The 22,590-nt window shown below is 74.1% G+C and carries 21 protein-coding genes; 16 read left to right on the top strand and 5 right to left on the bottom strand.

What is annotated here, in order from left to right:
• Positions 1-33: 33 nt before the first annotated feature.
• The 5 genes from ABEA53_RS08950 to ABEA53_RS08930 all read left to right on the top strand — a co-directional run bounded on the left by ABEA53_RS08950 (position 34) and on the right by ABEA53_RS08930 (position 5,052).
• Complete coding sequence (locus tag ABEA53_RS08950) at positions 34-393, top strand: YraN family protein (protein WP_345480771.1); 360 nt, start codon at positions 34-36, stop codon at positions 391-393.
• Entirely contained in the window at positions 390-1,958 is a 1,569-nt protein-coding gene (locus tag ABEA53_RS08945; protein ID WP_345480770.1) for a YifB family Mg chelatase-like AAA ATPase, read from the top strand. Before ABEA53_RS08950 ends, ABEA53_RS08945 begins: the two co-directional genes overlap by 4 nt.
• On the top strand, positions 1,955-3,121 hold the full coding sequence (gene dprA / locus ABEA53_RS08940) for a DNA-processing protein DprA (protein WP_345480768.1): 1,167 nt from the start codon (positions 1,955-1,957) through the stop codon (positions 3,119-3,121). Before ABEA53_RS08945 ends, dprA begins: the two co-directional genes overlap by 4 nt.
• A 71-nt stretch (positions 3,122-3,192) precedes the next feature.
• Positions 3,193-4,047, top strand: a complete 855-nt coding sequence (locus ABEA53_RS08935; RefSeq protein ID WP_345480767.1) for a metallophosphoesterase — start codon at positions 3,193-3,195, stop codon at positions 4,045-4,047.
• Between the two features lie 90 nt (positions 4,048-4,137).
• Positions 4,138-5,052 (top strand): tyrosine recombinase XerC, encoded by a 915-nt coding sequence (locus tag ABEA53_RS08930; protein ID WP_345480766.1) that lies wholly within the window; start codon positions 4,138-4,140, stop codon positions 5,050-5,052.
• Positions 5,053-5,055: 3 nt separating this feature from the next.
• On the opposite strand, the gene ABEA53_RS08925 is transcribed toward ABEA53_RS08930, so the two are convergent.
• On the bottom strand, positions 5,056-5,538 hold the full coding sequence (locus tag ABEA53_RS08925; protein ID WP_345480765.1) for a peptidoglycan DD-metalloendopeptidase family protein: 483 nt from the start codon (positions 5,536-5,538) through the stop codon (positions 5,056-5,058).
• Between the two features lie 426 nt (positions 5,539-5,964).
• Between ABEA53_RS08925 and rpsB the strand changes: the two genes are divergently transcribed.
• From rpsB to ABEA53_RS08880, 9 genes are all read left to right on the top strand, one after another.
• Positions 5,965-7,074 carry a 30S ribosomal protein S2 gene (rpsB, locus tag ABEA53_RS08920; protein ID WP_345480764.1) on the top strand — a complete coding sequence of 370 codons (1,110 nt, stop codon included), beginning with the start codon at positions 5,965-5,967 and terminating at the stop codon, positions 7,072-7,074.
• Positions 7,075-7,179: 105 nt separating this feature from the next.
• A complete protein-coding gene (gene tsf, locus ABEA53_RS08915; RefSeq protein WP_345480763.1) occupies positions 7,180-8,007 on the top strand; it encodes a translation elongation factor Ts in 828 nt (275 codons plus the stop codon).
• A gap of 135 nt (positions 8,008-8,142) precedes the next feature.
• Positions 8,143-8,841, top strand: coding sequence for a UMP kinase (pyrH, locus tag ABEA53_RS08910; RefSeq protein WP_345480762.1), 699 nt, complete (start codon positions 8,143-8,145; stop codon positions 8,839-8,841).
• Between the two features lie 69 nt (positions 8,842-8,910).
• Complete coding sequence (frr, locus tag ABEA53_RS08905; protein ID WP_345480761.1) at positions 8,911-9,465, top strand: ribosome recycling factor; 555 nt, start codon at positions 8,911-8,913, stop codon at positions 9,463-9,465.
• 108 nt (positions 9,466-9,573) lie between these two features.
• The gene (locus ABEA53_RS08900; protein WP_345480760.1) at positions 9,574-10,497 is read left to right on the top strand and encodes a phosphatidate cytidylyltransferase; all 924 of its coding nucleotides are present in this window, start codon (positions 9,574-9,576) and stop codon (positions 10,495-10,497) included.
• A gap of 73 nt (positions 10,498-10,570) precedes the next feature.
• The gene (locus tag ABEA53_RS08895) at positions 10,571-11,113 is read left to right on the top strand and encodes a DivIVA domain-containing protein (RefSeq protein ID WP_345480758.1); all 543 of its coding nucleotides are present in this window, start codon (positions 10,571-10,573) and stop codon (positions 11,111-11,113) included.
• Between the two features lie 77 nt (positions 11,114-11,190).
• Positions 11,191-11,859 carry an aggregation-promoting factor C-terminal-like domain-containing protein gene (locus ABEA53_RS08890; RefSeq protein ID WP_345480756.1) on the top strand — a complete coding sequence of 223 codons (669 nt, stop codon included), beginning with the start codon at positions 11,191-11,193 and terminating at the stop codon, positions 11,857-11,859.
• A gap of 6 nt (positions 11,860-11,865) precedes the next feature.
• Complete coding sequence (locus ABEA53_RS08885) at positions 11,866-12,138, top strand: hypothetical protein (protein WP_425550611.1); 273 nt, start codon at positions 11,866-11,868, stop codon at positions 12,136-12,138.
• A complete protein-coding gene (locus tag ABEA53_RS08880; RefSeq protein ID WP_345480755.1) occupies positions 12,135-12,872 on the top strand; it encodes an alpha/beta hydrolase in 738 nt (245 codons plus the stop codon). The genes ABEA53_RS08885 and ABEA53_RS08880 overlap by 4 nt, the downstream gene beginning before the upstream one ends.
• Before the next feature lie 4 nt (positions 12,873-12,876).
• Here the strand turns inward: ABEA53_RS08880 and ABEA53_RS08875 are convergent, their stop codons facing one another.
• Both ABEA53_RS08875 and ABEA53_RS08870 read right to left on the bottom strand, forming a co-directional pair.
• Positions 12,877-13,956, bottom strand: coding sequence for an AI-2E family transporter (locus ABEA53_RS08875; RefSeq protein ID WP_345480754.1), 1,080 nt, complete (start codon positions 13,954-13,956; stop codon positions 12,877-12,879).
• A 16-nt stretch (positions 13,957-13,972) separates the two neighbouring features.
• A complete protein-coding gene (locus ABEA53_RS08870) occupies positions 13,973-15,394 on the bottom strand; it encodes a DivIVA domain-containing protein (protein ID WP_345480753.1) in 1,422 nt (473 codons plus the stop codon).
• A 236-nt stretch (positions 15,395-15,630) separates the two neighbouring features.
• Between ABEA53_RS08870 and ABEA53_RS08865 the strand changes: the two genes are divergently transcribed.
• Together ABEA53_RS08865 and ABEA53_RS08860 are read left to right on the top strand one after the other, a co-directional pair.
• On the top strand, positions 15,631-17,367 hold the full coding sequence (locus ABEA53_RS08865; RefSeq protein WP_345480751.1) for a DUF8094 domain-containing protein: 1,737 nt from the start codon (positions 15,631-15,633) through the stop codon (positions 17,365-17,367).
• A 5-nt stretch (positions 17,368-17,372) separates the two neighbouring features.
• Positions 17,373-18,338: a tetratricopeptide repeat protein gene (locus ABEA53_RS08860; protein ID WP_345480750.1), complete on the top strand. Its 966-nt coding sequence runs from the start codon at positions 17,373-17,375 to the stop codon at positions 18,336-18,338.
• An 81-nt stretch (positions 18,339-18,419) separates the two neighbouring features.
• Here the strand turns inward: ABEA53_RS08860 and ABEA53_RS08855 are convergent, their stop codons facing one another.
• Together ABEA53_RS08855 and glgB are read right to left on the bottom strand one after the other, a co-directional pair.
• On the bottom strand, positions 18,420-19,880 hold the full coding sequence (locus ABEA53_RS08855) for a sugar transferase (RefSeq protein ID WP_345480749.1): 1,461 nt from the start codon (positions 19,878-19,880) through the stop codon (positions 18,420-18,422).
• 427 nt (positions 19,881-20,307) lie between these two features.
• Entirely contained in the window at positions 20,308-22,521 is a 2,214-nt protein-coding gene (glgB, locus tag ABEA53_RS08850) for a 1,4-alpha-glucan branching protein GlgB (protein ID WP_345480747.1), read from the bottom strand.
• Between the last annotated feature and the right edge of the window lie 69 nt (positions 22,522-22,590).

The following is a 22,590-nucleotide window of genomic DNA, read 5'->3' as shown; positions in this document are numbered from 1 at the left end:
CTGGCGGCGCCCTCGCCCGGCACAGTCCTGGCCGTGGCGGACAAGGACGACCTCGGCAGACGGGGTGAGGACGAGGCGGCGGCGTACCTGACGGCGCTCGGGTACCGGATCGTGGATCGCAACTGGCGCTGCGCGTCCGGGGAGATCGACATCGTGGCGCTCGACGGCGCGCAGCTCGTGGTCGTGGAGGTGAAGACCCGGCGCAGCCGCGCCTACGGCGACCCCCTGGAGGCCGTGGACGACGCGAAGCTGACCCGGCTGTGCGTGCTGGCCGGCGCCTGGCGTCGGGCGCACCGCGGCGTGCGGGCGCGGAGCACCCGCATCGACCTCGTCGGGGTGCTGCTGCCGCGGAACGAGCAGGCGCTCGTCGACCACCTGCGGGCCGCGGCATGAGCGCCGCGGTGGCGAGCGCGTCGCCCGCTGCTCCCGCATCGACCGCCCGGGCGGCCGCGGTGGCGCTCGAGGGGCTGACCGGCCGGATCGTCGAGATCGAGGCGGCGCTGACGAACCAGAAGCCCGCGCTCAAGCTCGTCGGGCTGCCGGACACGGCGCTGCGGGAGGCGCAGGCGCGCGTGCGCAGCGCGGTCGAGCACTCGGGGTTCGAGATGCCGTCCCGGCACCTCACGGTGAACCTGTCGCCCGCCGCGGTGCCCAAGCACGGCTCCGGCTTCGACCTCGGCATCGCCGTCGCGGTCCTCGGCACGACCGGATCCATCGAGCGGGAGGCCGTGGGTGACGCGGTCTTCCTCGGCGAGCTCGGGCTCGACGGTCGGCTGCGACCGGTGCCGGGGGTCCTGCCCGCGGTCCGCGCCGCCGTGCGGGCCGGGCGCTCGCGCATCGTGGTGCCCGCCGCGAGCGAGGCGGAGGCGTCGCTCGTCGACGGCATCGAGGTGGTGGCCGTGCCGAGCCTTCGGGCGCTCGCGATCCGGTACGGCGCGCCGCTCGACCCCGTCGACGTGGAGCCCGTGCCCGGACCGCCGGTCCGACGCGAGCGGCGGACCGCCGCCGACCTGGCGGACGTCGTCGGCCACGTGGAGGCGATCGAGGCGCTCGTCGTCGCGGCCGCGGGCGGCCACCACCTGCTGATGACCGGTCCGCCCGGCGCCGGCAAGACGATGCTCGCCACCCGGCTGCCCGGTCTGCTGCCCGACCTGACGGGTGACGCGGCGCTCGACGCGACGAGCATCGCCTCCCTCGCCGGGCACGGCGTCGACCGCGTGCACGCGAGGCCGCCCTGGGAGGCGCCGCACCACACGGCGTCGGAGGCGTCGATCATCGGCGGCGGCAGCGGCCGCATCCGCCCGGGCGCCGTGACGCGCGCCTCCGGCGGCGTGCTCTTCCTCGACGAGGCGCCCGAGTTCTCGCCCTCGGTGCTCGACTCCCTCCGGCAGCCGCTCGAGTCCGGCCGGGTGTCCGTGCACCGTGCGGCCGCCCGGGCCGACTTCCCCGCCCGCTTCCAGCTCGTGCTGGCGGCCAACCCGTGCCCCTGCGGGCAGTGGGGCTCCACCGACGGCGTGTGCACCTGCCCGGCCTCCGCGCGGCAGCGCTACCTCGGGCGGCTGTCCGGGCCGCTGCTCGACCGCATCGACATCCGGCTGCACGTCGACCGGGTGACGAAGGCCGAGCTGCGCCTCTCCCGCGAGCTGCCGCGCACGACGACCGCGGCCGCCCGCGAGCGGGTGCTGGCGGCTCGGGACCGCGCCGCGCGGCGCCTGGCGGGCACGCCCTGGTCCATCAACGCCGAGGTGCCGGGCGTCTGGCTGCGCCACAGCGACCAGGAGCCCGCCGACAGCGCCCGGGCACCGCTCGACGCCGCGCTCGAGCGCGGGCTGGTCACGCTCCGCGGGCACGACCGCGTGCTGCGGCTGGCGTGGACGCTCGCGGACCTCGGCGGTCTCGATCGGCCGGGCCGCGCCGAGATCGGGCGGGCCCTCACGATGCGGAGCCCCGGGGCATGAGCACCACCACCACCGCGCTCGAGGACCTCGTGCGCGCCGTCCGGCCGGGCGGCGCCGACGACGACCCGGCAGCGGTCCTGGCCGCAGGCGCCTGGACCGCGCTCGTGGAGCCGGGCGACGGCGTCGCCGGAGCGCTGGTCGCCACGCTCGGGGCGGTCGACGCGCTGGACGCCCTCCGACGGAACGCGCCGCCGTCGCCGAACCCGGAGGTCCGGCGCGCGTTCGAGCGCTGGGCGCCCCGGGTCGACGACGGCGCGTTCGCGCGCGCCTTCCGCAACGCGGCGCAGCTCGGCGCCCGGCTGCTCCTGCCGGGCGACCCCGACTGGCCGGGCGGGCTCGCGGACCTGGGGCTGCACGCCCCGCTCGCGCTCTGGGCGCTCGCGCCCTCCGGGCCGCTGCCCGCGCTCGGCCGGTCGGTCGCGCTCGTCGGCGCCCGGTCGTCGACGGCCTACGGCGACCGCGTGACCACGGACGCCGCCTGCGGGCTCGTCGACCGCGGCTTCGGCGTCGTCTCCGGCGGCGCCATCGGCATCGACGGCGTGGCGCACAGGGCCGCCCTGGCCAGCGGAGGGCTGACCGTCGCGGTGCTCGCCGGCGGGCTCGACCGGCTCTACCCGGCGCAGCACGTCGAGCTGCTGCACCGCATCGCCCGGCAGGGCGTCGTGCTGTCCGAGATGCCGTGCGGCGCCCGACCGATGGCGGAGCGCTTCCTGAAGCGGAACCGCATCATCGCTGCGCTGTCCCGGGCGACGGTCGTGGTGGAAGCCGGTGCCCGCTCGGGCGCGACGAACACCGCCGGACACGCGGCGCAGCTCGGCCGGCCGCTCGGCGCCGTGCCGGGCTCGGTCTACTCGGCGACCTCCGCGGGGACCCACGTGCTCGTGCGGGACTACGGGGCCGTGCTCGTGCGGGACGCCGCGGACATGGCCGAGCTCGCCCGCGATCCGGACGAGGCGGTGATGCTCGACGGGCTCGAGGCGCTGGAGGCGCCGCAGGACCTGCACGAGCGCCGCGTGCTCGAGGTGCTCGCGAAGCGGCCGCGCACCGTCCTCGACCTCGCGGCGAGGGCCGGTCTGAGCGTCGCCGACACGGGCGCCGCGCTCGGCATGCTCTCGCTGGGCGGCTCCGCGGTCGAGGGTCCGGGCGGGTGGTCGCGCCCGTGAGCCGCGGGGCCGAGCGTTCCGCCGCTCGATGCCGAGAGGCGGCGTCAGGGGAGGTCGATAGCGTCCCCCGCGTGACCAGGGAGCCCATCGCCACCCATCGGGTGGGGCACGTCAGCGACAGCCACTTCACCGCCTCCGGCTCGATGCACGGCACCGTGCACCCCGCCGCCACGTACTCGGGTGCGCTCGCCGCGCTCGAGGGCAGCGGCATCCCGATCGACGCGCTCGTGCACACGGGCGACGTGGCCGACCACGGGGAGGCGGACGCGTACGTCGCCGCCGCCACCGTGACGCGGGAGACGACGCAGCGCACCGGCTGGCCGGTGCTGTGGGCGGTCGGCAACCACGACGTGCGCGCCGCGATGGCACCCGCGCTGCTCGGCGAGCCCGCGACCGACGAGCCGCTCGACCGCGTGCTCGAGGTGCGCGGGCTGCGGCTCGTGACCCTCGACACCTCCATCCCCGGCCGGGTCGAGGGCGCGGTGACGGAGGCGCAGGCCGAGTGGCTGCGCGCGGTGCTCGCGGAGCCCGCCGAGCACGGCACCGTGCTCGCGCTGCACCACCCGCCGGTGCCGGTCGAGGTGACCGCCATGGCCCGGCTGCACCTCACCGAGCAGGACCGGCTCGAGGCGGCGCTCGCCGGCAGCGACGTGCGGGCGATCCTCGGCGGCCACCTGCACTACGCGACCAGCTCAGTGTTCGCGGGCGTGCCCGTGCACGTCGCGCCCGCCACGGCCTACACGATCCGGCTCACGAAGCCGGGCGGCGGCGTGATCGCCGTCGACGGCGCCCGCGCCGCGGGTCTCCTGTCGCTGTACGACGACGGCCGGGTCGGCTACTCCGCGCTGCCCGCCGATCCGCAGCACGTGCTCGACAGCACGCCGGAGGACGTCTTCACGACCATGGGCGTCGACGTCGAGCACTGAGCCCGAGGGTCGAGCTCGAGCGCCGGCCTGCCCGGCCGCGGTCGGAGGGTCGCGCGCCCTGCGACGGACGGATGACGCACGCTTGCGGGCATGCGCCTGACGGAGGCGGTGGCGGTCCACCGGCGGCACCTCGAGCACGAGCGCGCCTACTCGCCGAACACGATCGACGCGTACGGCGCCGACCTCGCCGACCTGATCCGCTTCGCTGCGTCCCGCGAGGTCGAGGACATCGACGGCGTCGACCTCGAGCTGCTGCGCGACTGGCTGTGGGAGGCGACGGAGCGCAAGCTCGCCCGCGCCACCATCGCGCGCCGCGCCGCCGCGGTCCGCAGTCTGACCGCGTGGCTGCACCGCACCGAGCGCATCGCCGCCGATCCCGGTGCCCGCCTCCGCGCGCCGAAGGCGCAGGGCCGGCTGCCGCGCGTGGTGGGGAACGACCAGCTGCGCGAGCTCTTCGAAGGGCTCGAGGCGCGGGCGGCGGAGGACGACCCGTCCGCGCTCCGGGACCTCGCCCTCCTCGAGCTGATCTACGGCTCCGCCCTCCGCGTCTCGGAGGCGTGCGGGGTCGACCTCGACGACGTGGACCTCGGCGCGCTCACCGTGCGCGTGACGGGCAAGGGCGCGAAGGAGCGGGTGGTGCCGTTCGGCGTGCCCGCCTCCCGTGCGATCCGCGCCTACCGCGACCGCGGTCGACCGGTGCTCGCCGAGCGGGGCGGCGGGGCGGCTGGGGCCGCCCTGTTCCTCGGCGACCGGGGCGGCCGCATCGGCCCGCGCAGCGTGCACCGGCTCACCTCGCGGCTGCTGGAGGCGGTGCCCGGGTCGGGGCCCTCCGGGCCGCACGCGCTCCGCCACTCCGCGGCGACGCACCTGCTGGACGGCGGCGCCGATCTGCGCGCGGTGCAGGCGATGCTCGGCCACGCGAGCCTCGGCACGACGCAGATCTACACGCACGTGTCGATGGAGCGGCTCGCCGAGAGCTACCGGCTGGCGCACCCCCGCAGCTGACGATCACCCCGGCCAGGCGCTGAGGGGGAGCAGCACCGCGCGCGTCGCGCCGCCGAGCCGCAGCAGCGGCGAGACGTACGCCCAGCCGTCGCCCGAGCGCACGCGGGCGCCGAGGTGCAGCACCCCCGGCGGATGCGGGCCACCGGTCGCGAGGTGCCCGACCACCTGACCCCGCCGGACGACCTCGCCGGCGTGGACCGCCGGGTCGACCGGCTCGACGCTCGAGCGCACGCCGTCGTGGTCGATCGCGACCACGCCCCGGTCGACGACCGTCCCGGCGAAGGCGACGACGCCGTCGTCGACCGCGCGGACCGCCTCGCCCTCCTCCGCGGCCACGTCGATGCCGCGGTGTCCTGCCGCGTACGGCGTCGCCGGCGCCTCGAACCCGCGCACCACCGCGTGCGACGCCGTGGGCCAGGACCAGACGGGCGCGGGGGAGGCGACGAGCAGCCCGACGGTGGCGACGAGCGCAGCGATCCGGAGCACCGGGCCATGCTCGTCCCGCGGGCCCGACCGCACCGCCTCCGGCCCTGGGGAGGAGCCGGTGCGGACCCGCTGCCGACGAGGCGGAGCACGACAGCAGGACGAATCGACCTCAGCAGGAGGATCCGGCCCGTTCCTTCCTGCTGAAGTCGTTCCTTCCTGTTCATGCGCTCGGATGTTCCTGCTGTCGTGCTCGCGCCCGGCCACGGGGGCGCGGCCCCGGGGGAGGCGGGCGGCTGGTAGAGTGCTGGCCGCATCTCGCACGCGAGGTGACTTCGCGCGCCCACCATGCGCAGCACCGGCCATCGGTCCCGCAGCTCAGGCTGCAGGGCGGTCGGGCCGCCGGGCGCCAGGGCCGGACGGCGCACCCGCGCGTCCGGCGGACAACCGAGAACCGCGCCCGGAACGGGCGCAGACAGGAGCACGGCCGTGGCCGTCGTCACCATCCGCCAGCTGCTCGACAGCGGCGTCCACTTCGGGCACCAGACGAGGCGCTGGAACCCGAAGGTCAAGCGCTTCATCCTCACGGAGCGCTCGGGCATCCACATCATCGACCTGCAGCAGTCGCTGTCGTACATCGACAAGGCGTACGACTTCGTCAAGGAGACGGTCGCCCGCGGCGGCACCGTGCTGTTCGTCGGCACGAAGAAGCAGGCCCAGGAGGCCATCGCCGAGCAGGCGACGCGCGTCGGCCAGCCCTACGTCAACCAGCGCTGGCTCGGCGGTCTGCTCACCAACTTCCAGACGGTCCACAAGCGTCTGAACCGCCTCAAGGAGCTCGACCTCGTCGACTTCGACGACACGACCAAGGGCTACACGAAGAAGGAGCTGCTGATCCAGCGTCGCGAGCGCGACAAGCTCGAGAAGACGCTGGGCGGCATCCGGAACCTGTCGAAGACCCCGAGCGCCATGTGGGTCATCGACAGCAAGCGCGAGCACCTCGCGGTCGACGAGGCCAAGAAGCTCGGCATCCCCGTGATCGGCATCCTCGACACGAACGCCGACCCCGACGAGCTCGCCTACCCGATCCCGGGCAACGACGACGCGATCCGCTCCGTCGCGCTGCTGACGCGCATCATCGCGGACGCCGCCGCCGAGGGCCTGATCCAGCGCCACCAGGGCACGAACCAGGCCGACGCCGAGCCGCTCGCGGCCTGGGAGCAGGAGCTGCTCCAGGCGACCGAGAATCCGGAGGCGCTGTCGCTCCAGGTCGAGCAGGTCGACGACCGGGTCACCGGTCAGACCGCGGACACGCAGGACCGCATCGACACGGTCGTCGCCGACCCGGCGGACGCGTCCGCCGGTGTCGCCCCGGCCACGACCGAGGTCGCCCCGACCGAGCCGGTCGAGGAGAACGACGCCGACGCCCAGGCCGACGCCGACCTCTCCGCCGGTGCCGAGGGCCTCGTCCCGCAGCACGCTCCGCAGACCGAGGCCGACGTCGAGGCGCAGGAGCTGGCGAGCACCACCGCCGAGCAGCAGCGTCCCGCCGCGGTCTCCGACCCGGCCGCCACCGAGGACCCCGAGCCCTCCGCCTGATCCCGCCGGGACCCCGGTCCCGACCCCGCCGACGGCCGTCCGGCTGCGAGACATCGCGCCGGGCGGCCGCGGGCGGTTCCTCACGAACCATGAAAGGAGTCAGCAATGGCCAGCTACACCGCCGCTGACGTGAAGACCCTGCGTGACCGCCTCGGTGCGGGCATGCTCGACAGCAAGAACGCCCTGGTCGAGGCCGACGGCGACATGGACAAGGCGATCGAGATCCTGCGGGTCAAGGGGTTGAAGGGCGTCGAGAAGCGCTCCGGCCGCTCGACCACCGCCGGCCTCGTCACCGCCGCCGCCGAGAACGGCGTCGCGACCCTCATCGAGCTCGCCAGCGAGACCGACTTCGTCGCGAAGAACGACCGCTTCACCGCGCTCGCCGACGAGGTGCTCCGCGCCGTCGCCGCCGCCGGTGCGACGGACGTCGCCTCCGGCAACGCCGCCCCGCTGAACGGCAAGACCGTCGAGGCCTACATCAACGACGAGGCCGCGCTCCTCGGCGAGAAGGTCGAGCTCCGCTCGGTCGCGCAGGTCAAGGGCGAGGACTTCGCCGTCTACCTGCACAAGACCAGCAAGGACCTGCCCCCGCAGGTCGGCGTCGTGCTCGGCTACGCCGGCTCGGACGCAGAGACGGCCCGCTCCGTCGCGCAGCACATCGCGGTCTACGACCCCAAGTACGCGAGCCGCGAGGACGTCCCGGCCGACGCCGTCGAGCGCGAGCGCCAGGTCCTGACCGAGGCGACCCGCAACGAGGGCAAGCCCGAGGCCGCCCTGCCGAAGATCGTCGAGGGCAAGCTCAACGGCTTCTTCAAGGAGGTCGTGCTCGTCGACCAGCCCTACGCCCGCGACAGCAAGGTCTCGACCGGCAAGGTCCTGAAGGACGCCGGCCTGACCGTCTCCGGTTTCGCGCGCATCAAGGTCGGCGCGTAAGCACTGATCCTCGAGAAGCCCCGCCGTCTCCGGACGGCGGGGCTTCTCCGTCGTCAGGGGCTCCGGCTGCGCCAGGACACCGTGAAGCGGGAGGAGCGGGTCCGCTAGCCTCGTCTGCGGTCGAAGGGGGTCCGCATGCGTCGTGTCGTGCTGAAGCTGTCGGGTGAGGCGCTGGGAGGCGGCACGTTCGGCGTCGCCCCGGACGTCGTGAAGTCGATCGCGGGGCAGATCGCCTCGGCCTCGCAGGAGGTGCAGATCGCGGTCGTCGTCGGCGGCGGCAACTTCTTCCGCGGCGCCGAGCTGAGCCAGGCCGGGATGGACCGCTCGCGCGCGGACTACATGGGCATGCTCGGCACGGTCATGAACGCTCTCGCGCTGCAGGACTTCCTGGAGCAGGCGGGCGTGCAGACGCGCGTGCAGTCCGCCATCTCGATGACGCAGGTCGCGGAGCCCTACATCCCGCGGCGCGCGATCCGGCACCTCGAGAAGGGCCGCATCGTCATCTTCGGCGCCGGCGCCGGCCTGCCCTTCTTCTCGACCGACACGGTCGCCGCGCAGCGCGCGCTCGAGATCCACGCCGACGAGGTGCTCGTCGCGAAGAACGGCGTCGACGGGGTCTACACCGCCGACCCCCGCACCGACCCGACGGCGACGAAGCTCGACACCGTCACCTACGCGGAGGCGCTGCGCGAGGGCCTGAAGGTGGTCGACTCGACGGCCTTCAGCCTGTGCATGGACAACGGCATGGCGATGCGCGTGTTCGGCATCGAGGGCGCGGACTCCATCGACGCCGCTATCCGGGGCGCCGAGGTCGGCACGCTCGTCTCGGCCTGAGGCCGCAGTCGGCCTGGAGCCAGGGCGCGCCCTGTAGACTCCCAGGGCTTCGGAACGAGAGGGGTCGCCGTGATCGCCGATGTGCTGCAGGAGGCGGGCGACCGCATGGACAAGGCGGTGGAGTCGGCCAAGGACGACTTCAACACCGTCCGGACCGGTCGAGCCAACCCGGCGCTGTTCCAGCGCATCCCCGTCGACTACTACGGCACCCCGACGCCGCTCGGACAGTTGGCCAGCATCCAGGCGCCCGAGGCGCGGATGCTCGTCATCACCCCGTACGACAAGGGTGCGTTGAAGGACATGGAGCGCGCCATCGCGACGGCGCCGAACCTCGGCGGCTCGCCCTCGAACGACGGGTCGATCATCCGCGTGGTGATCCCCGAGCTGACGCAGGACCGCCGCAAGGAGTTCGTGAAGGTCGTCCGCGAGAAGGGCGAGCACGCGAAGGTGTCCGTGCGGAACATCCGCCGCACCGCGAAGGACGACCTCGACTCCCTGACCGGCGAGGTCAGCGACGACGAGATCGCCCGCGGTGAGAAGGAGCTGGAGGCGCTGACGAAGCGTCACGTCGACCTGATCGACGAGGCGCTGAAGCGCAAAGAGGCCGAACTGCTCGAGGTCTGAGAGGTGTCCGACGGCGATCCTTCGCGTGGTCGCTCCCGGCGCCCGCCGCGGAGCACCGCCGACCTGCAGGACCAGATCCGTACGACGCGCGGTGACCTCCGCGACCAGGTGCGCCACACCCGGGCGCAGTTCGACGAGGCGAACGCCCGGCTGACGAAGCGGTCCGGGCGGAACATCCTGTTCGCGACCGTCTTCGGAGTCGTGCTCGCCGGCTCGGCGCTCGTCAGCCTGGTCTTCTGGAAGCCGCTGTTCCTCGTGCTGGGCGTCGCGCTCGTCGCGTTCGGTACCTCCGAGCTCGCCGTGGCGCTCCGGCACGCGGGCATCCGGGTGCCGCGGGTCGGCGCAGCCCTGGTGGGCGTGCTCGCCGTGCCGGTCGCCTACTTCTCCGTGCTGCCCGCCGCCACGCAGACGGTCCGCGCCGGCGCCGGGCTGCCCCAGCCGCAGGTGCCCGGCGGCTGGCTCGCGGCGATCGTGTTCGCGGTCGTCGCGGCGGTCGTCTGGCGCCTCTGCTCGCAGCTGCGGTCGCCGGTGCCCGCGCGCACGCTCGGGCGCGACGTGCTCGTGACGGCCTTCGTGCAGCTCTACGTCACCGGGCTCGGCAGCGCCGCGGTCGTGCTCGTCGCGCAGCCGGACGGCCAGTGGTGGGCGCTCTCCTTCCTCGCGGTCGTGGTGGCGAGCGACGTCTTCGCGTACCTGTCGGGCCTCCGGTTCGGGAAGCACCCGATGGCGCCTCGGATCAGTCCGAAGAAGACGTGGGAGGGGCTCGCGGGCGCGGCTGTCGCCACGATCGTGATCGGCACGGTGCTCGCACCGCTGCTGCTCGACCGACCCGTCTGGTTCGGGCCGCTGTTCGGGGTCGTGATCCTGCTGACGGGCACGCTGGGGGACCTGGGCGAGTCGATGATCAAGCGGGACATCGGCGTGAAGGACATGTCGTCGTGGGTGCCCGGCCACGGCGGGATCCTCGACCGGCTCGACTCGGTGCTGCCGTCCGCGGCCGTTGCGCTGCTGCTCTACTTCGCGACCACCTGAGCGCCCCTCGGCGGACACGCCGGGACCCCGCGTATTGGGGGCGCGCAGCCCTCATTCGGGCATCATGTCGCCCATGCCGTCGACGTTCCCGCGCGAATCCGCCCGCCGCCTCGGCTACGACCCGCAGGAGGTCGACCGCTTCATCACGGCGGCGCGCGCGGAGTTCGACCGGCAGGCCGGCGGCCTGCGGGCCGCGGACGTGCGGCGCACGGCCTTCACGATGCGGCGCGGCGGCTACGCCACGCCGGCCGTTGACGCCGCGCTGGAGCGCCTCGAGGACGCCTTCGCGGTGCGCGAGCGGGAGACCGCCGTGCGGGCGGGCGGGGAGCGGGCCTACTACGCGAGCACCCGGCAGCTCGCGAAGGAGATCATCGGCCGCCTCGAGCGCCCGGACGGCAAGCGGTTCAGCCGGGTGGGCTTCTCCCGCATCGGCTACTCCGTGCCCGAGGTCGACCGCTTCGCGCACGAGGCGCGCAGCTACTTCGAGGACGGCTCGCACGTGCCCGTCGAGCGGGTGCGCTCCATCGCGTTCCACCCCAAGCGCGGCGGGTACAGCGAGGCGCAGGTGGACCTGCTGATCGACGGCCTCGTGGAGACGATGCTCGCCGTCCGCTGACCTGCGAGACAGCGCCGCGGGGCGCGGAGTGGCGTCCGGGGGCGCGATCGGGGCTCGGGTAGGGTTACCGGATCGTGATGAGGCAAGCGACGAACGTGCTCCAGACGCCGCAGACGCCCGCTCCCGTGCGGCGCCGATCGCGCGGCCGACTCGTGCTCGGCGTGTTCGCCGTGATGGCCAGCGCCGGCATCGCGCTGGTGAGCGCGATCGACCCGTACGCGGGCGCGACCGCGGCGCCGTACTACCAGAAGCCGGTCCTGGTGAAGACGACGGGCGTGCAGCGCTACAAGATCGACGGCGGCTACGTGCTGGTCGACATCAAGCGCGACACCTTCAAGGTCGTCGAGGCGCCGGATCCCGAGCCCGCGAAGCAGGCCGCCAAGGGCGCTGCCGGCAGCGCGGCCGCTGCCGCCGGCGGCAGCAGCGCGCCGAGCTACACGACGCCTGCCGGCGTCGCGCAGACCTTCGCCGCGAAGGCCGTCGCCTCCCGCGGCTGGGCGCCGAGCGAGTTCAGCTGCCTCGTCAGCCTCTGGAACCGCGAGTCCGGCTGGAACACGCACGCCGCGAACCCGAGCGGCGCCTACGGCATCCCGCAGGCGCTGCCCGGCAGCAAGATGGCGACTGCCGGCGGCGACTGGCAGAACAGCTACCAGACGCAGATCACCTGGGGCCTCGGCTACATCGCCGGCTCCTACGGCAGCCCCTGCGGCGCCTGGGCGCACTCCAACGCCTTCAACTGGTACTGATCCGCAGTGCCGCGCCGCAACCGGTTCCACAGCGACGAGCCGCCGCCCCTCCGCATCGGCGGCGGGGCGCGCGAGGAGGAGCGCGGCGGGCGCTCCTGGCACGTGCAGCCGATCTCGGCCGCGCAGGCGCTGAAGCCCTACCGCTGCCCCGGCTGCGGCGGCGTGGTGCCGGAGGGGGTTGCGCACCTCGTGGTGTGGCGGGCCGACGGCGTGCTCGGCGACCAGGCCGACCTGGAGGCGCGGCGGCACTGGCACACGGCCTGCTGGCGCGTCTCGTGAGCGCGCCCGTCGAGATCCGCAGCGGCACGACGCTGGTCGCGGACCGCGAGGACGTGGCCTTCGACACCGCCGACGGGCTCACCCTCGTCGGCGAGCTGGCGACGCCGAGGGACGGCCCGCCGGTCGCGACGCTCGTCTGCCTCCATCCGCTGCCGACGCACGGCGGCTTCATGGACTCCCACGTGCTGCGGAAGGCGGCCGCGCGGCTGCCCGCGCTCGCGGACCTCGCGGTGCTGCGCTTCAACACCCGCGGCACCTCGAGCCCGCGCGGCACGAGCGAGGGCGAGTACGACGGCGGGATCGCGGAGCGGTACGACGTGGCCGCGGCGGTCGCCTTCGCGGCCGAGCGCGGCCTGCCTCGGCCGTGGCTGCTCGGCTGGTCGTTCGGCACGGAGCTCGCGCTGAAGTACGGCCTCGACCACGCGATCGAGGGCGCGATCGTGCTCTCGCCGCCCCTGCACCGCACCTCGGAGGCGGAGCTCGCCCGCTGGCACGGCTCGGGCCGCCGGCTGGTGGCGCTGGTGCCGGAGCTCGACGACTACCTGCGGCCGCCGGAGGCCCGGGAGCGCTTCGCGGTGGTGCCGGAGGCGGAGCTCGTCGCCGTCGACGGCGCGAAGCACCTGTGGGTGGGGGAGGCGGCCGTGCGCCGCGTGCTCGACGAGGTCGTGCGGGTCGTGCGCCCGGATGCGTCCCCGCTGCCGACCGAGGTGCCGGCGGCGCTCGTCGAGGCCTGAGCCCCTACGCCTCCGCCTGCTTCGGGACGACCACCTGGTCGATGATCAGCAGGATCGCGGCGGCGACCGGGATCGCGATGAGGGCGCCGAGGATGCCGAGCAGCGTGCCGCCGACGAGGGCCGCGATCACGACGATCACGCCCGGCACCTTGACGGCCCGGTTCATGATGTTCGGGCTCAGCACGTACGCCTCGACCTGCATGTAGACGAGGTAGTAGATGGCGACGATGAGCCACAGCGGCAGGCCGGACGACGGCCACGCCGTGCCGCCCGCGGACAGCGACAGCACGAGCTGACCGAGCACGATCAGGACCGCCGCGGAGATGGTGCCGACGAGCGGGATCAGGCTGCCGAGGAACGCGATGAAGGCGAAGACCGCGGGCAGCTTCGCGCCGACCAGCGACAGGAAGATGAAGCTCAGCACGCCGTTGACGAGCGCGAGGCCGACCTGCCCGATGACGTACTTGCCGACGGAGGAGAAGATCTGCTCCGCGATGCTGGAGAACCGGCCGCGCTTGGTCATCGGCACCATGCGGTACAGCGCCGCCTTGAACTCGTTCATCGACGCCGTGAAGTACAGCGTGAGGATCACGACGACCACCGCGCCGCCGATGCCGCCGATCAGGCCGACGCCGACCGAGAGCACGCCGCCGGTGATGACGCCCGCGTTCGACTGCAGGTACTTGACGGCTTGGTCGATCAGCGGCTGCACCCGGATGGAGTCGCCGACGGCCCTCTGCACCTGGTCGACGAAGTCGTTCCAGCCCTGGTACTGGTTCGCGAACTGCGCGATGCCGCCGACCAGGCTGCCGATCTGGGTCGCGATGACGGGCACGATCAGGAACGCGATGGCGACGACGACGCCGATCACGACGACGACGGCGATCAGCATCGCGAGCCACCGCGGCATTCTCAGCCGCTGCAGCTGGCTGACGAGCGGGTCGAGCCCGAGCGCCAGGAACGCCGCCGCGACGACGTAGGTGAGGATCGTCGCGAGCTGCAGGGTCGCCGCGCCGATCGCCAGGGCCAGCAGCACGCCGAGCGTGCCGATCAGTCCCGTGCGGAACGGGTTCTCCACCTTCACGGCGACGGCTCCCGGTTCAGGACTCGACGTCGACCGGCTGCACGCCGGTCACCGCGCTGCGCAGGGACTCGAAGTAGTGGGCGATGCCGTCCCGCTCCTCGCGGAGCGCGGCGAGGCGGTCCTCCGCGTCGCGGACGAGCTGCGTCGAGCGCTGCTCCGCCTCGCTGACGATGGCGTGCGCCGTGTCCCGCGCGTTCGCGACGAGCTCGGCGGCCTCGGCCTGCGCGGTCTCGCGCGAGCGGCGGCCGTCGACCTCGATCTGCATCTGCAGCGCGTCGGCCTCGAGGCGCTTGTCCGCCGACCGGCGGATCGCGTCCGACAGCTGCGCGTTCGCGTCGTCGAGGTAGCGCTGGGTGGAGGCGACCGCCTCCTGGTGCCGGGCCAGGTAGTCCTGCTCCGCCTCGTCGCGGCGGGACTTCAGCTCGATGTCGAGGTCCAGGCGCGCCTGCTCGATCTCCTGCTCGGTGGCGTCGCGGAGCTCGGCGAGGTCCGCGGCGAGCGCGTTGCGCGCGGCCTCGTACTCGCGCTGCTGCTGGCGGCGCAGGCCCTCCAGCTCCTCGAGCAGCTCGGCGCGGGCGGCCTCCGCCTCGCGGGCGGCGGCGAGCCGGGCGGTCTCGGTCTCGCGCGCGACGTCGGCGCGGGCCAGCTCGGCCTTCCGGGACAGGTCGGCGTGGGCGCGCTCGACCTCGAGCCGCAGCTCGGTGCGGGTCCGATCGACCTCGGCCTCCACGTCGGCGCGTGCGGCCGACAGCTCGCGGTCCAGCTCGGCCCGGGCGAACTCGGTCTCGCGGGTGATCCGGAGGGCGTCCTCCTTCGCAGCGGCCGTCTCGCGCTCGACGACGACGCGCAGCTCGGCCGCTTCGCGGTCCGCGGCGGTCCGCACGGCGGCGGCCTCGCGCTTCGCGGTGCCGCGCAGCTCGGCGGCCTCGGTCGCCACCGCGCCGCGGATGGCGGCCGCCTCGCGGGTGGCGTCCTCCGTCGTCGTCTCGGCGTGCAGCTCCGCGCGCTCGACGAGGTGGTCCGCCTCCGCGCGAGCCGATGCGAGCATCGCGTCCGACTGCTCGCGGGCGTCGCCGACGAGCCGCTCGGCGAGCTCGGCCGCCTCCACGCGCATGCGGTCCACGTCGACCTGCGTCGCCGTGCGCAGCCGCTCGGAGTCGATGTCGGCCTGGGAGATGACGCGCGTCGCCTGCTCCTCCGCGAGGCGGAGGAGGCTCTCGAGCCGGTGACCGAGGCCGGAGTAGGTGGGGCTGCCGACCTCCTCGAGCTCGCCGTCGAGCTCGTCGACGCGCTGCGCGAGCCGCTTGACCTCGCGCTGCGCCTCGGCCATCGAGGTGTTCGCCTTGATCAGCTCGCGGCGCAGCTCCTGCATCGCGCGATCGACCTCGTCGCGGTTGTAGCCGCGCATCGCGGTGGTGAAGCCGGACTCGTCGGACACGTGTCGCTCCTCATCAGCCGAAGGTTCGTAGGCCGGAGGACGGTGCCGTCCGGCGGGTAGCAGTGTAGGTCCGCGGGTCCGCGCCGCGCCCGCCGACATGCGTCGCCCCGACCGGGCCGGCGGTTAGGCTGACCCGGTTTTCGGGCCGTGCGTTGCGGGACGCCGCCCCCGGGAACGGCCCGCCCGTCGGCGGTGCCGCTCGTCCTGCTCATTCCCGCCGGACGAGAGGAGACGGTGTGCGGTTCGCGATCGCGTTGGTCACGCTGCTCATCGCCGGAGTGCTCGTCGCCACGGGTGTGGCGCAGCGGACCGTGCTGAAGCCCGCGGACCACGTGTCCGTGGCCGCCGAGGTGCCCTCGGGCGTGCACTACGTGCTCGTGCCGGGGGACGTGCTGCGGTCCCACGACGGGGCGCAGGGACTGCACCTGGCGGGCGCGAGCACGACCTTCGCCGGCTACGGACGCACCTCCGACGTCACCGCCTGGCTCTCCGGCCAGCGCTACGCCGAGCTGCAGGTCGACGACCGGGGCGAGCTGACGAAGCCCGTCGTGCGCACCGCGAAGGTCGTGGCCGGGCTGCGCGGCGGCACCCCCGACCCGGACGGCGCCGACCTCTGGATCGACCAGAAGACCGGACGCCGGAGCCTCGACTGGCCCCTCAGGCTCCCCGCCTCCATGTCCGTGCTCGTCGCCTCCGACGGCGCCGCCGCCGCGCCCTCCGATCTGCGCCTCACCTGGCCCGTCAGCACCGGCACGCCGTTCGCGGTGCCGCTGATCATCGCCGGCGGCGCGCTCGCCGTCGTCGGGCTGCTCCTCTACCTCTGGGCCCTCGTCCACGTGCGCCGCTCGCGCGGACCCCGTCGCAGGCCGCCGGGGAAGATGCCGAAGCGCCCGCAGCCGCCCAAGTACCGCCCGCAGCGCCCCGCCTCCGCCGCGCCCGCACCGGGCCGCGGCCGCCGCAGCGTGCGCCCCCGCATCGCGCTCGGCTCCGCCGTCGCTGCGGTGCTCGCCGGCTCGCTGCTCGTGCCCGCCGCCGCGCCGGCCGTCGCGGCGACGAAGACCCCGCTCGCCTCCGTGACGGAGGACCAGGCGAAGCGCATCGTGCAGCGCGTCGCGGCCGTCGCGGCCGAGGCCGACGAGGCGCGCGATGCGAAGCGGCTGGCGGACCGCTTCAGCGGCCCGGCGCTCGAGCTGCGCAAGGCCGCGTACAGGATCAAGGCGAAGGACAAGAAGGCGGGGCTGCCGCTCGCCATCCCGGTCGAGGACACGACGATGCGCCTCGTCCTGCCCGAAGCCACCGCCGCCTGGCCGCGCCACCTGTTCGCCGTCGTGGAGCAGAAGGGTGCGAAGAAGCCCGCGCCCGTCGCCCTGGCGCTCGTGCAGCAGGACCCGCGCGCCGACTACAAGGTCGAGTACTCGATGGGGCTCATCGGCGGCGTCAAGCTGCCCGACCTGCCCTCCGCCCTCGACGGGGCGAGCCGACTCGCCGCGACGACCCCGCTGCTCGCGGTCGAGCCCGGGAACCTCGCGGCCGACTACGGCGCCGTGCTCCGGGACGACCAGAGCGACTCGGCGAAGGAGTTCCTGACGAAGGACGACCCGCTGGTCGAGGCGGTCGGCGAGGCGGCGAAGAAGAAGATCGCCAAGAAGCTCGGCAGCACGGCCGGCATCACCTTCAAGGACCTCGCGTCCGACGGCGACGCGGAGTCGGTGCTCGCGCTCTCGACCGCGGACTCCGGGGCGCTGGTCGCCGTGCGGCTCGACGAGCAGTGGACCGTGAAGCCGAAGCGCGCCGGCGTGACCGTGAAGCCGAGCGGCGGGACCCGGATCCTGTCGAAGACGGACTCCACCGCCAAGGGCATCACCTCGGTCTACGGCTACCAGTTGCTGTTCGCGGTGCCGTCAGCGGGCTCCGGGAAGCCCGTCGTCCTGCTCGGCTACGATCAGGGGCTGGTTTCCGCGAAGGAGTTGTGACGACTGTGGCCGCTGTTCCCGCTCCGCCTCCCGGTGGGCTCCGAGGCGCGATCGACCTGTCGCCGCTCGTGTCCCGGCAGAACCAGCAGGCCGCGCAGGCCGCGCAGGCCCGGCAGGCGCCCGCCGGGGGAGCACCCGAGCAGGCGTCCGGTCTGGTCGTCGAGATCGGCGACGCCGAGTTCCCGCAGCTGATCGAGCTGTCGAGCACCGTGCCGGTGGTCGTCGCGCTCGTCGCCTCGTGGAGCACGCCGTCGCAGGAGCTGGTCGTCTCGCTGCGCCGCGTCGTCGAGTCGGCCGCCGGGCGGCTGCTGCTCGCGATCGTCGACGCCGACGCGAGCCCGCAGATCGCCGCCGCCTTCCAGGCCCAGTCGATCCCGACCGTCGTCGCCGTGATCGCGGGCGGCCCCGTGCCGCTCTTCGCCGGCGTGCTGCCGGAGGAGCGCATGGCGCCGCTGTTCGAGCAGGTGCTCGAGCTGGCCGCGCAGAACGGTGTGACCGGCACCGTGCCCGGTGCGGAGGACGCGCCGGAGGGCGCCGCGGCCGAGCCGGAGCCCGAGCCCCTGCCGCCGCTGCACCAGGAGGCGTACGCGGCCATCGACCGCCAGGACTACGCCGAGGCGGCCCGCCTGTTCCGCACCGCGATCGCGCAGGACCCGCGCGACGCCGCGGCGGTCGCGGCGCTCGCGCAGGTCGAGCTGCTCGACCGGCTGCAGACCGTGCCCGCCGACGCCCGGACCGCGGCGGCGGCCGACCCGAAGGACGTGCCCGCCGCGCTCGCGGTCGCCGACCTCGACGTCGCCGGCGGCCACGTCGACGACGCGTTCGACCGCCTGCTCGACGCCTTCGCCGGGGCGTCGGGCGACGACCGCACGGTGCTGCGCACCCGCCTGCTCGACTACTTCGCGCTCACCGGTGCGGACGACCCCCGGGTGGCGGCGGCGCGACGGCGCCTCGCGATGCTGCTCTACTGACGCGACCGGGCACCGCGCGGTCGCGGCAGCGGCGGGTCCCCGAGCGGGCGCACTGCGCGGGCTCAGGGACCGCCGAGGTGCTCAGTAGGCGCCGGAGGGGGCGACGACGGCCTTCGCGGTGCGCCACAGGATCTGCAGGTCCTGGGTCATCGACCAGTTCTCGACGTAGTAGAGGTCGAGCCGGATGCCGTCCGCCCACTCGAGGTCCGACCGTCCGCTGACCTGCCACAGGCCGGACAGGCCGGGCGTGACGGCCAGGCGGCGCAGCTCGCGCCGGTCGTACTCCGACACCTCCGAGGGCAGCGCCGGACGCGGCCCGACGAGGCTCATCTCGCCGCGCAGCACGTTCACCAGCTGCGGCAGCTCGTCGAGGGAGTAGCGGCGCAGGACCTTGCCGACGCGGGTGACCCGCGGGTCGTCGGCCATCTTGAACAGGCCCTTGCCGTGGCCGGCGGTCAGCTCGGCGCGGCGCACGTCGGCGTCCGACGACATCGATCGGAACTTCAGGATTGAGAAGGGCTCGCCGTCGCGGCCGATGCGCTCCTGGCGGTACAGCACCCCGCCGGGGCTGTCGCGGTGCACGAGCACCGCGATCACGGCGAGGACCCGCGCGAGGACCACGAGCGCCAGCGCGGATGCGGCGACGTCGAACAGGCGCTTCATCGTGCGGCCGATGCCCGCCTGGTGCGGCGTCTCGACGTGGATCAGCGGCAGGCCGGCGACGGGGCGGAGGTGGATGCGCGAGCCGCCGACGTCCGTGATGCTCGGGGCGACGACGAGGTGGTGCGCCGGGTCGAGGTGCCAGGCGAGGTCGCGGATGCGGTCGGCGGGCAGGTGGTCGCTGCTCGTGGCCATGACGGTGTCCGCCTCGAGGGCGCGCATGGCGTCGGGCACGTCGTCGACGCCGCCGACGATGCGCAGGTCGGCGACCGACCCCTCCGACGGGCCGTCCGTCAGCGCGACGCCGACGACGCGGTAGCCGTGGCCCGGCTGCCGGGCGAGGTCGAGCGCCGTGCGGATCACGGTCTGCGTCGAGCCGAGCAGGACGACGCGGTGCGAGTCGAGGCCCCGGGCGCGGCGCGCCATCAGGTGGCGGCGCCAGCCCCAGCGGCCGCCGACGAGCAGCGCGGTGCCGACCGGCACGACGGCGCCCGCCCAGATGCGGGAGAGGTCCACGCCGAGGAAGAAGCCGAGGACGATCGTGATGACGAGCGTCGCGACGCCGGCGCGGATGACGCGGCGGTACTCGGTGGTGCCGGTGCCGATCTCGTCCTCGTCGCGGGAGTCGACGACCGCGAGGGCGAGCAGCCACAGGACGGCGAGCGCGATCGACACGGCGGGGTAGGGGAGCGAGGCGGCGTACTCGCCGCGGCTGGCGACGCGCTCGGCGGCGCCGAACAGCGCCAGGTGGCCGACGAGGACGACGACGGCGACGATCGCGGCGTCGGTGATCGCGAGTCGGCGGGCGAGGCGCAGCGACCAGCGGGTGGCGGCGACGCCGCGGGTGGCGGTCGCCGGGAGGGTGATGGGGGAGGCGGTCATGTTCCTTGGGTCCGTATGGGGGTGGGACCCGGGCCGACGGCTTCGGGGCGCGTCGGCTCGGTGCTGGCGGGGAGGGGCGGGTTCAGCGCGCGGTGCGCGCCGGACGGGCCCTGCCGGGACCGGGAGGAGGATGGGCGATGAGCATGGGGGGCTCGTTTCGGGTACCGGGCGCGCGATCGGGGTCGCACGTCCTGTCGGCGCCGCGGGGACGGCACCGGTCTCGGGTCGACGGCACCGGACGCCGGGGAGGCGAGGGGCCCGTCTGGGGGTGATCCGACGGTATCCCGGTGCTGCTGGGGCGACAAGCCGTGTCCGCATTTGTGCGGACCCCAGTTCAGGGGTACAGGCCGTCGGGGTACACGCGAGGAGGGGGATGCGAGGGCTCGAGCCCTCGCATCCCCCTCCTGCTCCGCCGGTGCGGACGGCCCTACTTGCGCGCCTTCGGGCTGAGGAACAGCGCGCCGAGGGGCGGCAGGGTGAGCACGACCGACGCGGGCAGGCCGTGCGAGGGCTCCGCCTCCGCGACGACGGCGCCGTAGTTGCCGACGCCCGACCCGCCGAACTCGGCCGCGTCGCTGTTCAGCAGCTCCTCCCAGGTGCCGGCGAACGGCAGCCCCACCCGGTAGTCGCCGATGGGGCGCCCGGAGAAGTTGAAGATGCAGGCGATCGGGTTGCCGTCGCGGTCCCAGCGCAGGAAGGCGATGACGCTGTTCTGCGCGTCGCTGCCGTCGATCCAGCTGAAGCCGGCGGCGGAGGTGTCCTGCTGCCAGAACGACGCGTTCTCGCGGTAGACGCGGTTCAGCTGGCCGACGTACCCGAGCAGCGACCGGTGCGCCGGCTGGTCGAGGATCCACCAGTCGAGCCCGCGCTCCTCGCTCCACTCGCTGCGCTGCCCGAACTCCTGGCCCATGAAGAGCAGCTGCTTGCCCGGGTGCGCCCACTGGAACGCCAGGTAGGCCCGCACGTTCGCGATCTGCTGCCACGGGTCGCCGGGCATCTTGCCGATCAGCGAGCCCTTGCCGTGCACGACCTCGTCGTGGCTGATCGGCAGGAGGAAGTTCTCGCTGAACGCGTAGACGAACGAGAACGTGAGCTCGTTCTGGTGATGGCTGCGCCACATCGGGTCGTTCGCGATGTAGCGGAGCGAGTCGTTCATCCAGCCCATGTTCCACTTGAGCCCGAACCCGAGTCCGCCGTTGTCGGTGGGGTGCGTGACGCCGCCCCAGCTCGTGGACTCCTCGGCCATCATGACGACGCCCGGGTGCAGCTTGTAGGCCGTCGCGGTGGTCTCCTGCAGGAAGCCGATGGCCTCCAGGTTCTCCTGGCCGCCGAACTTGTTCGGCACCCACTCGCCCTCGTTGCGGGAGTAGTTCAGGTACAGCATCGAGGCGACCGCGTCGACGCGCAGCCCGTCGATGTGGAACTCGTCGAGCCAGTAGAGCGCGTTCGCGACGAGGAAGTTCCGGACCTGGCTGTCGCCGAAGTTCGGGATCAGCGTGCCCCAGTCCATGTGCTCGCCGAGGCGCGGGTCGCTGTGCTCGTACAGCGCCTCGCCGTCGAACTTCGCGAGGGCGAACGCGTCCTTCGGGAAGTGGCCGGGCACCCAGTCCATGTACACGCCGATGCGCGCCTGGTGCAGGCGGTCGATGAGGTACTTGAGGTCGTCGGGGTGGCCGAACCGCGAGGTCGGGGCGTAGTAGCCGCTGACCTGGTAGCCCCACGACGGCGCGTACGGGTGCTCCGCCAGCGGCAGGAACTCGACGTGCGTGTACCCGGTCTCGTGCAGGTAGTCGATCAGCTGGTCCGCGGCGTCGCGGTAGCCGAGGCCCTGGCGCCACGAGCCGAAGTGCATCTCGTAGATGCTGATCGGCTGCTCGGTCGGGTTGCTCGCCGCGCGGGCGCTCAACCAGCCGGAGTCGCCCCAGCGGTAGGTGCTCTCGGTGACGACGGAGGCGGTGGCCGGGGGCACCTCCGCCTGCCGGGCCATCGGGTCGGCCTTCTCGATCCACTCGCCGGCCCGCGTGAGGATCTCGTACTTGTACGCGTTGTACGGGTCGAGGCCCGGCACGAACAGCTCCCAGACGCCGGTGACGTCGAGGCGGCGCATCGGGTGGAGCCGGCCGTCCCAGCCGTTGAAGTCGCCGATGATCCGCACGGCCTGCGCGTGCGGCGCCCAGACGGAGAACGAGGTGCCCCAGACGCCCTGCAGCTCGCGGTGGTGCGCGCCGAGCATCTCCCACAGCCGCTCGTGCCGGCCCTGGCCGAACAGGTGCAGGTCGACCTCGCCGACGCTCGGGAGGAAGCGGTACGGGTCGTCGGCCGTCCAGCTCGCGTCCTCGTCGTAGCTCGTCTCGAGCGCGTAGTCCTGCAGCCCGGCGACGGAGACGCCCTGCCAGACGCCCGAGCCGACGTGGCCGAGCTCGACGCGGGCGCCGGAGGCGAGCACCGCGACGACCTCGCGCGCGAGCGGGCGCAGCGCGCGGATGACGACGGCCTCGGTGCCCTCGATCGGGTGCTGGCCGAGCACCGAGTGCGGGCCGGAGTGCCGGCCGTCGGCGAGGCTCGCCAGCTCGCCCTCGGAGGGGACGGGTGCGATCGGCGTCGCGTCGGCCGGGGCCTCGGCGTCGGTCTTCTTGGGCATGGTCGGACCTCCTGGGTCGTCGGTCCCCGTCGGCACCGGCGGCGGTCGGAGGGTCCGACCGCCGCCGGG

Source organism: Amnibacterium soli (assembly GCF_039544415.1).
GTDB classification, from domain to species: domain Bacteria; phylum Actinomycetota; class Actinomycetes; order Actinomycetales; family Microbacteriaceae; genus Amnibacterium; species Amnibacterium soli.
The sequence above is the reverse complement of the archived record's forward strand: the minus strand, read 5'-3'. Positions and strand labels throughout refer to the sequence as shown.

What these genes read in the sequence shown, in the direction of transcription:
- ABEA53_RS08895 (WP_345480758.1), top strand. Translation starts at nt 10,571, where the DNA reads ATGCCGTCGACGTTCCCGCGCGAATCCGCCCGCCGCCTCGGCTACGAC.
- ABEA53_RS08945 (WP_345480770.1), top strand. Translation starts at nt 390, where the DNA reads ATGAGCGCCGCGGTGGCGAGCGCGTCGCCCGCTGCTCCCGCATCGACC.
- glgB (WP_345480747.1), bottom strand. Translation starts at nt 22,521, where the DNA reads ATGCCCAAGAAGACCGACGCCGAGGCCCCGGCCGACGCGACGCCGATC.
- tsf (WP_345480763.1), top strand. Translation starts at nt 7,180, where the DNA reads ATGGCCAGCTACACCGCCGCTGACGTGAAGACCCTGCGTGACCGCCTC.
- dprA (WP_345480768.1), top strand. Translation starts at nt 1,955, where the DNA reads ATGAGCACCACCACCACCGCGCTCGAGGACCTCGTGCGCGCCGTCCGG.
- ABEA53_RS08855 (WP_345480749.1), bottom strand. Translation starts at nt 19,880, where the DNA reads ATGACCGCCTCCCCCATCACCCTCCCGGCGACCGCCACCCGCGGCGTC.
- pyrH (WP_345480762.1), top strand. Translation starts at nt 8,143, where the DNA reads ATGCGTCGTGTCGTGCTGAAGCTGTCGGGTGAGGCGCTGGGAGGCGGC.
- ABEA53_RS08930 (WP_345480766.1), top strand. Translation starts at nt 4,138, where the DNA reads ATGCGCCTGACGGAGGCGGTGGCGGTCCACCGGCGGCACCTCGAGCAC.
- ABEA53_RS08890 (WP_345480756.1), top strand. Translation starts at nt 11,191, where the DNA reads ATGAGGCAAGCGACGAACGTGCTCCAGACGCCGCAGACGCCCGCTCCC.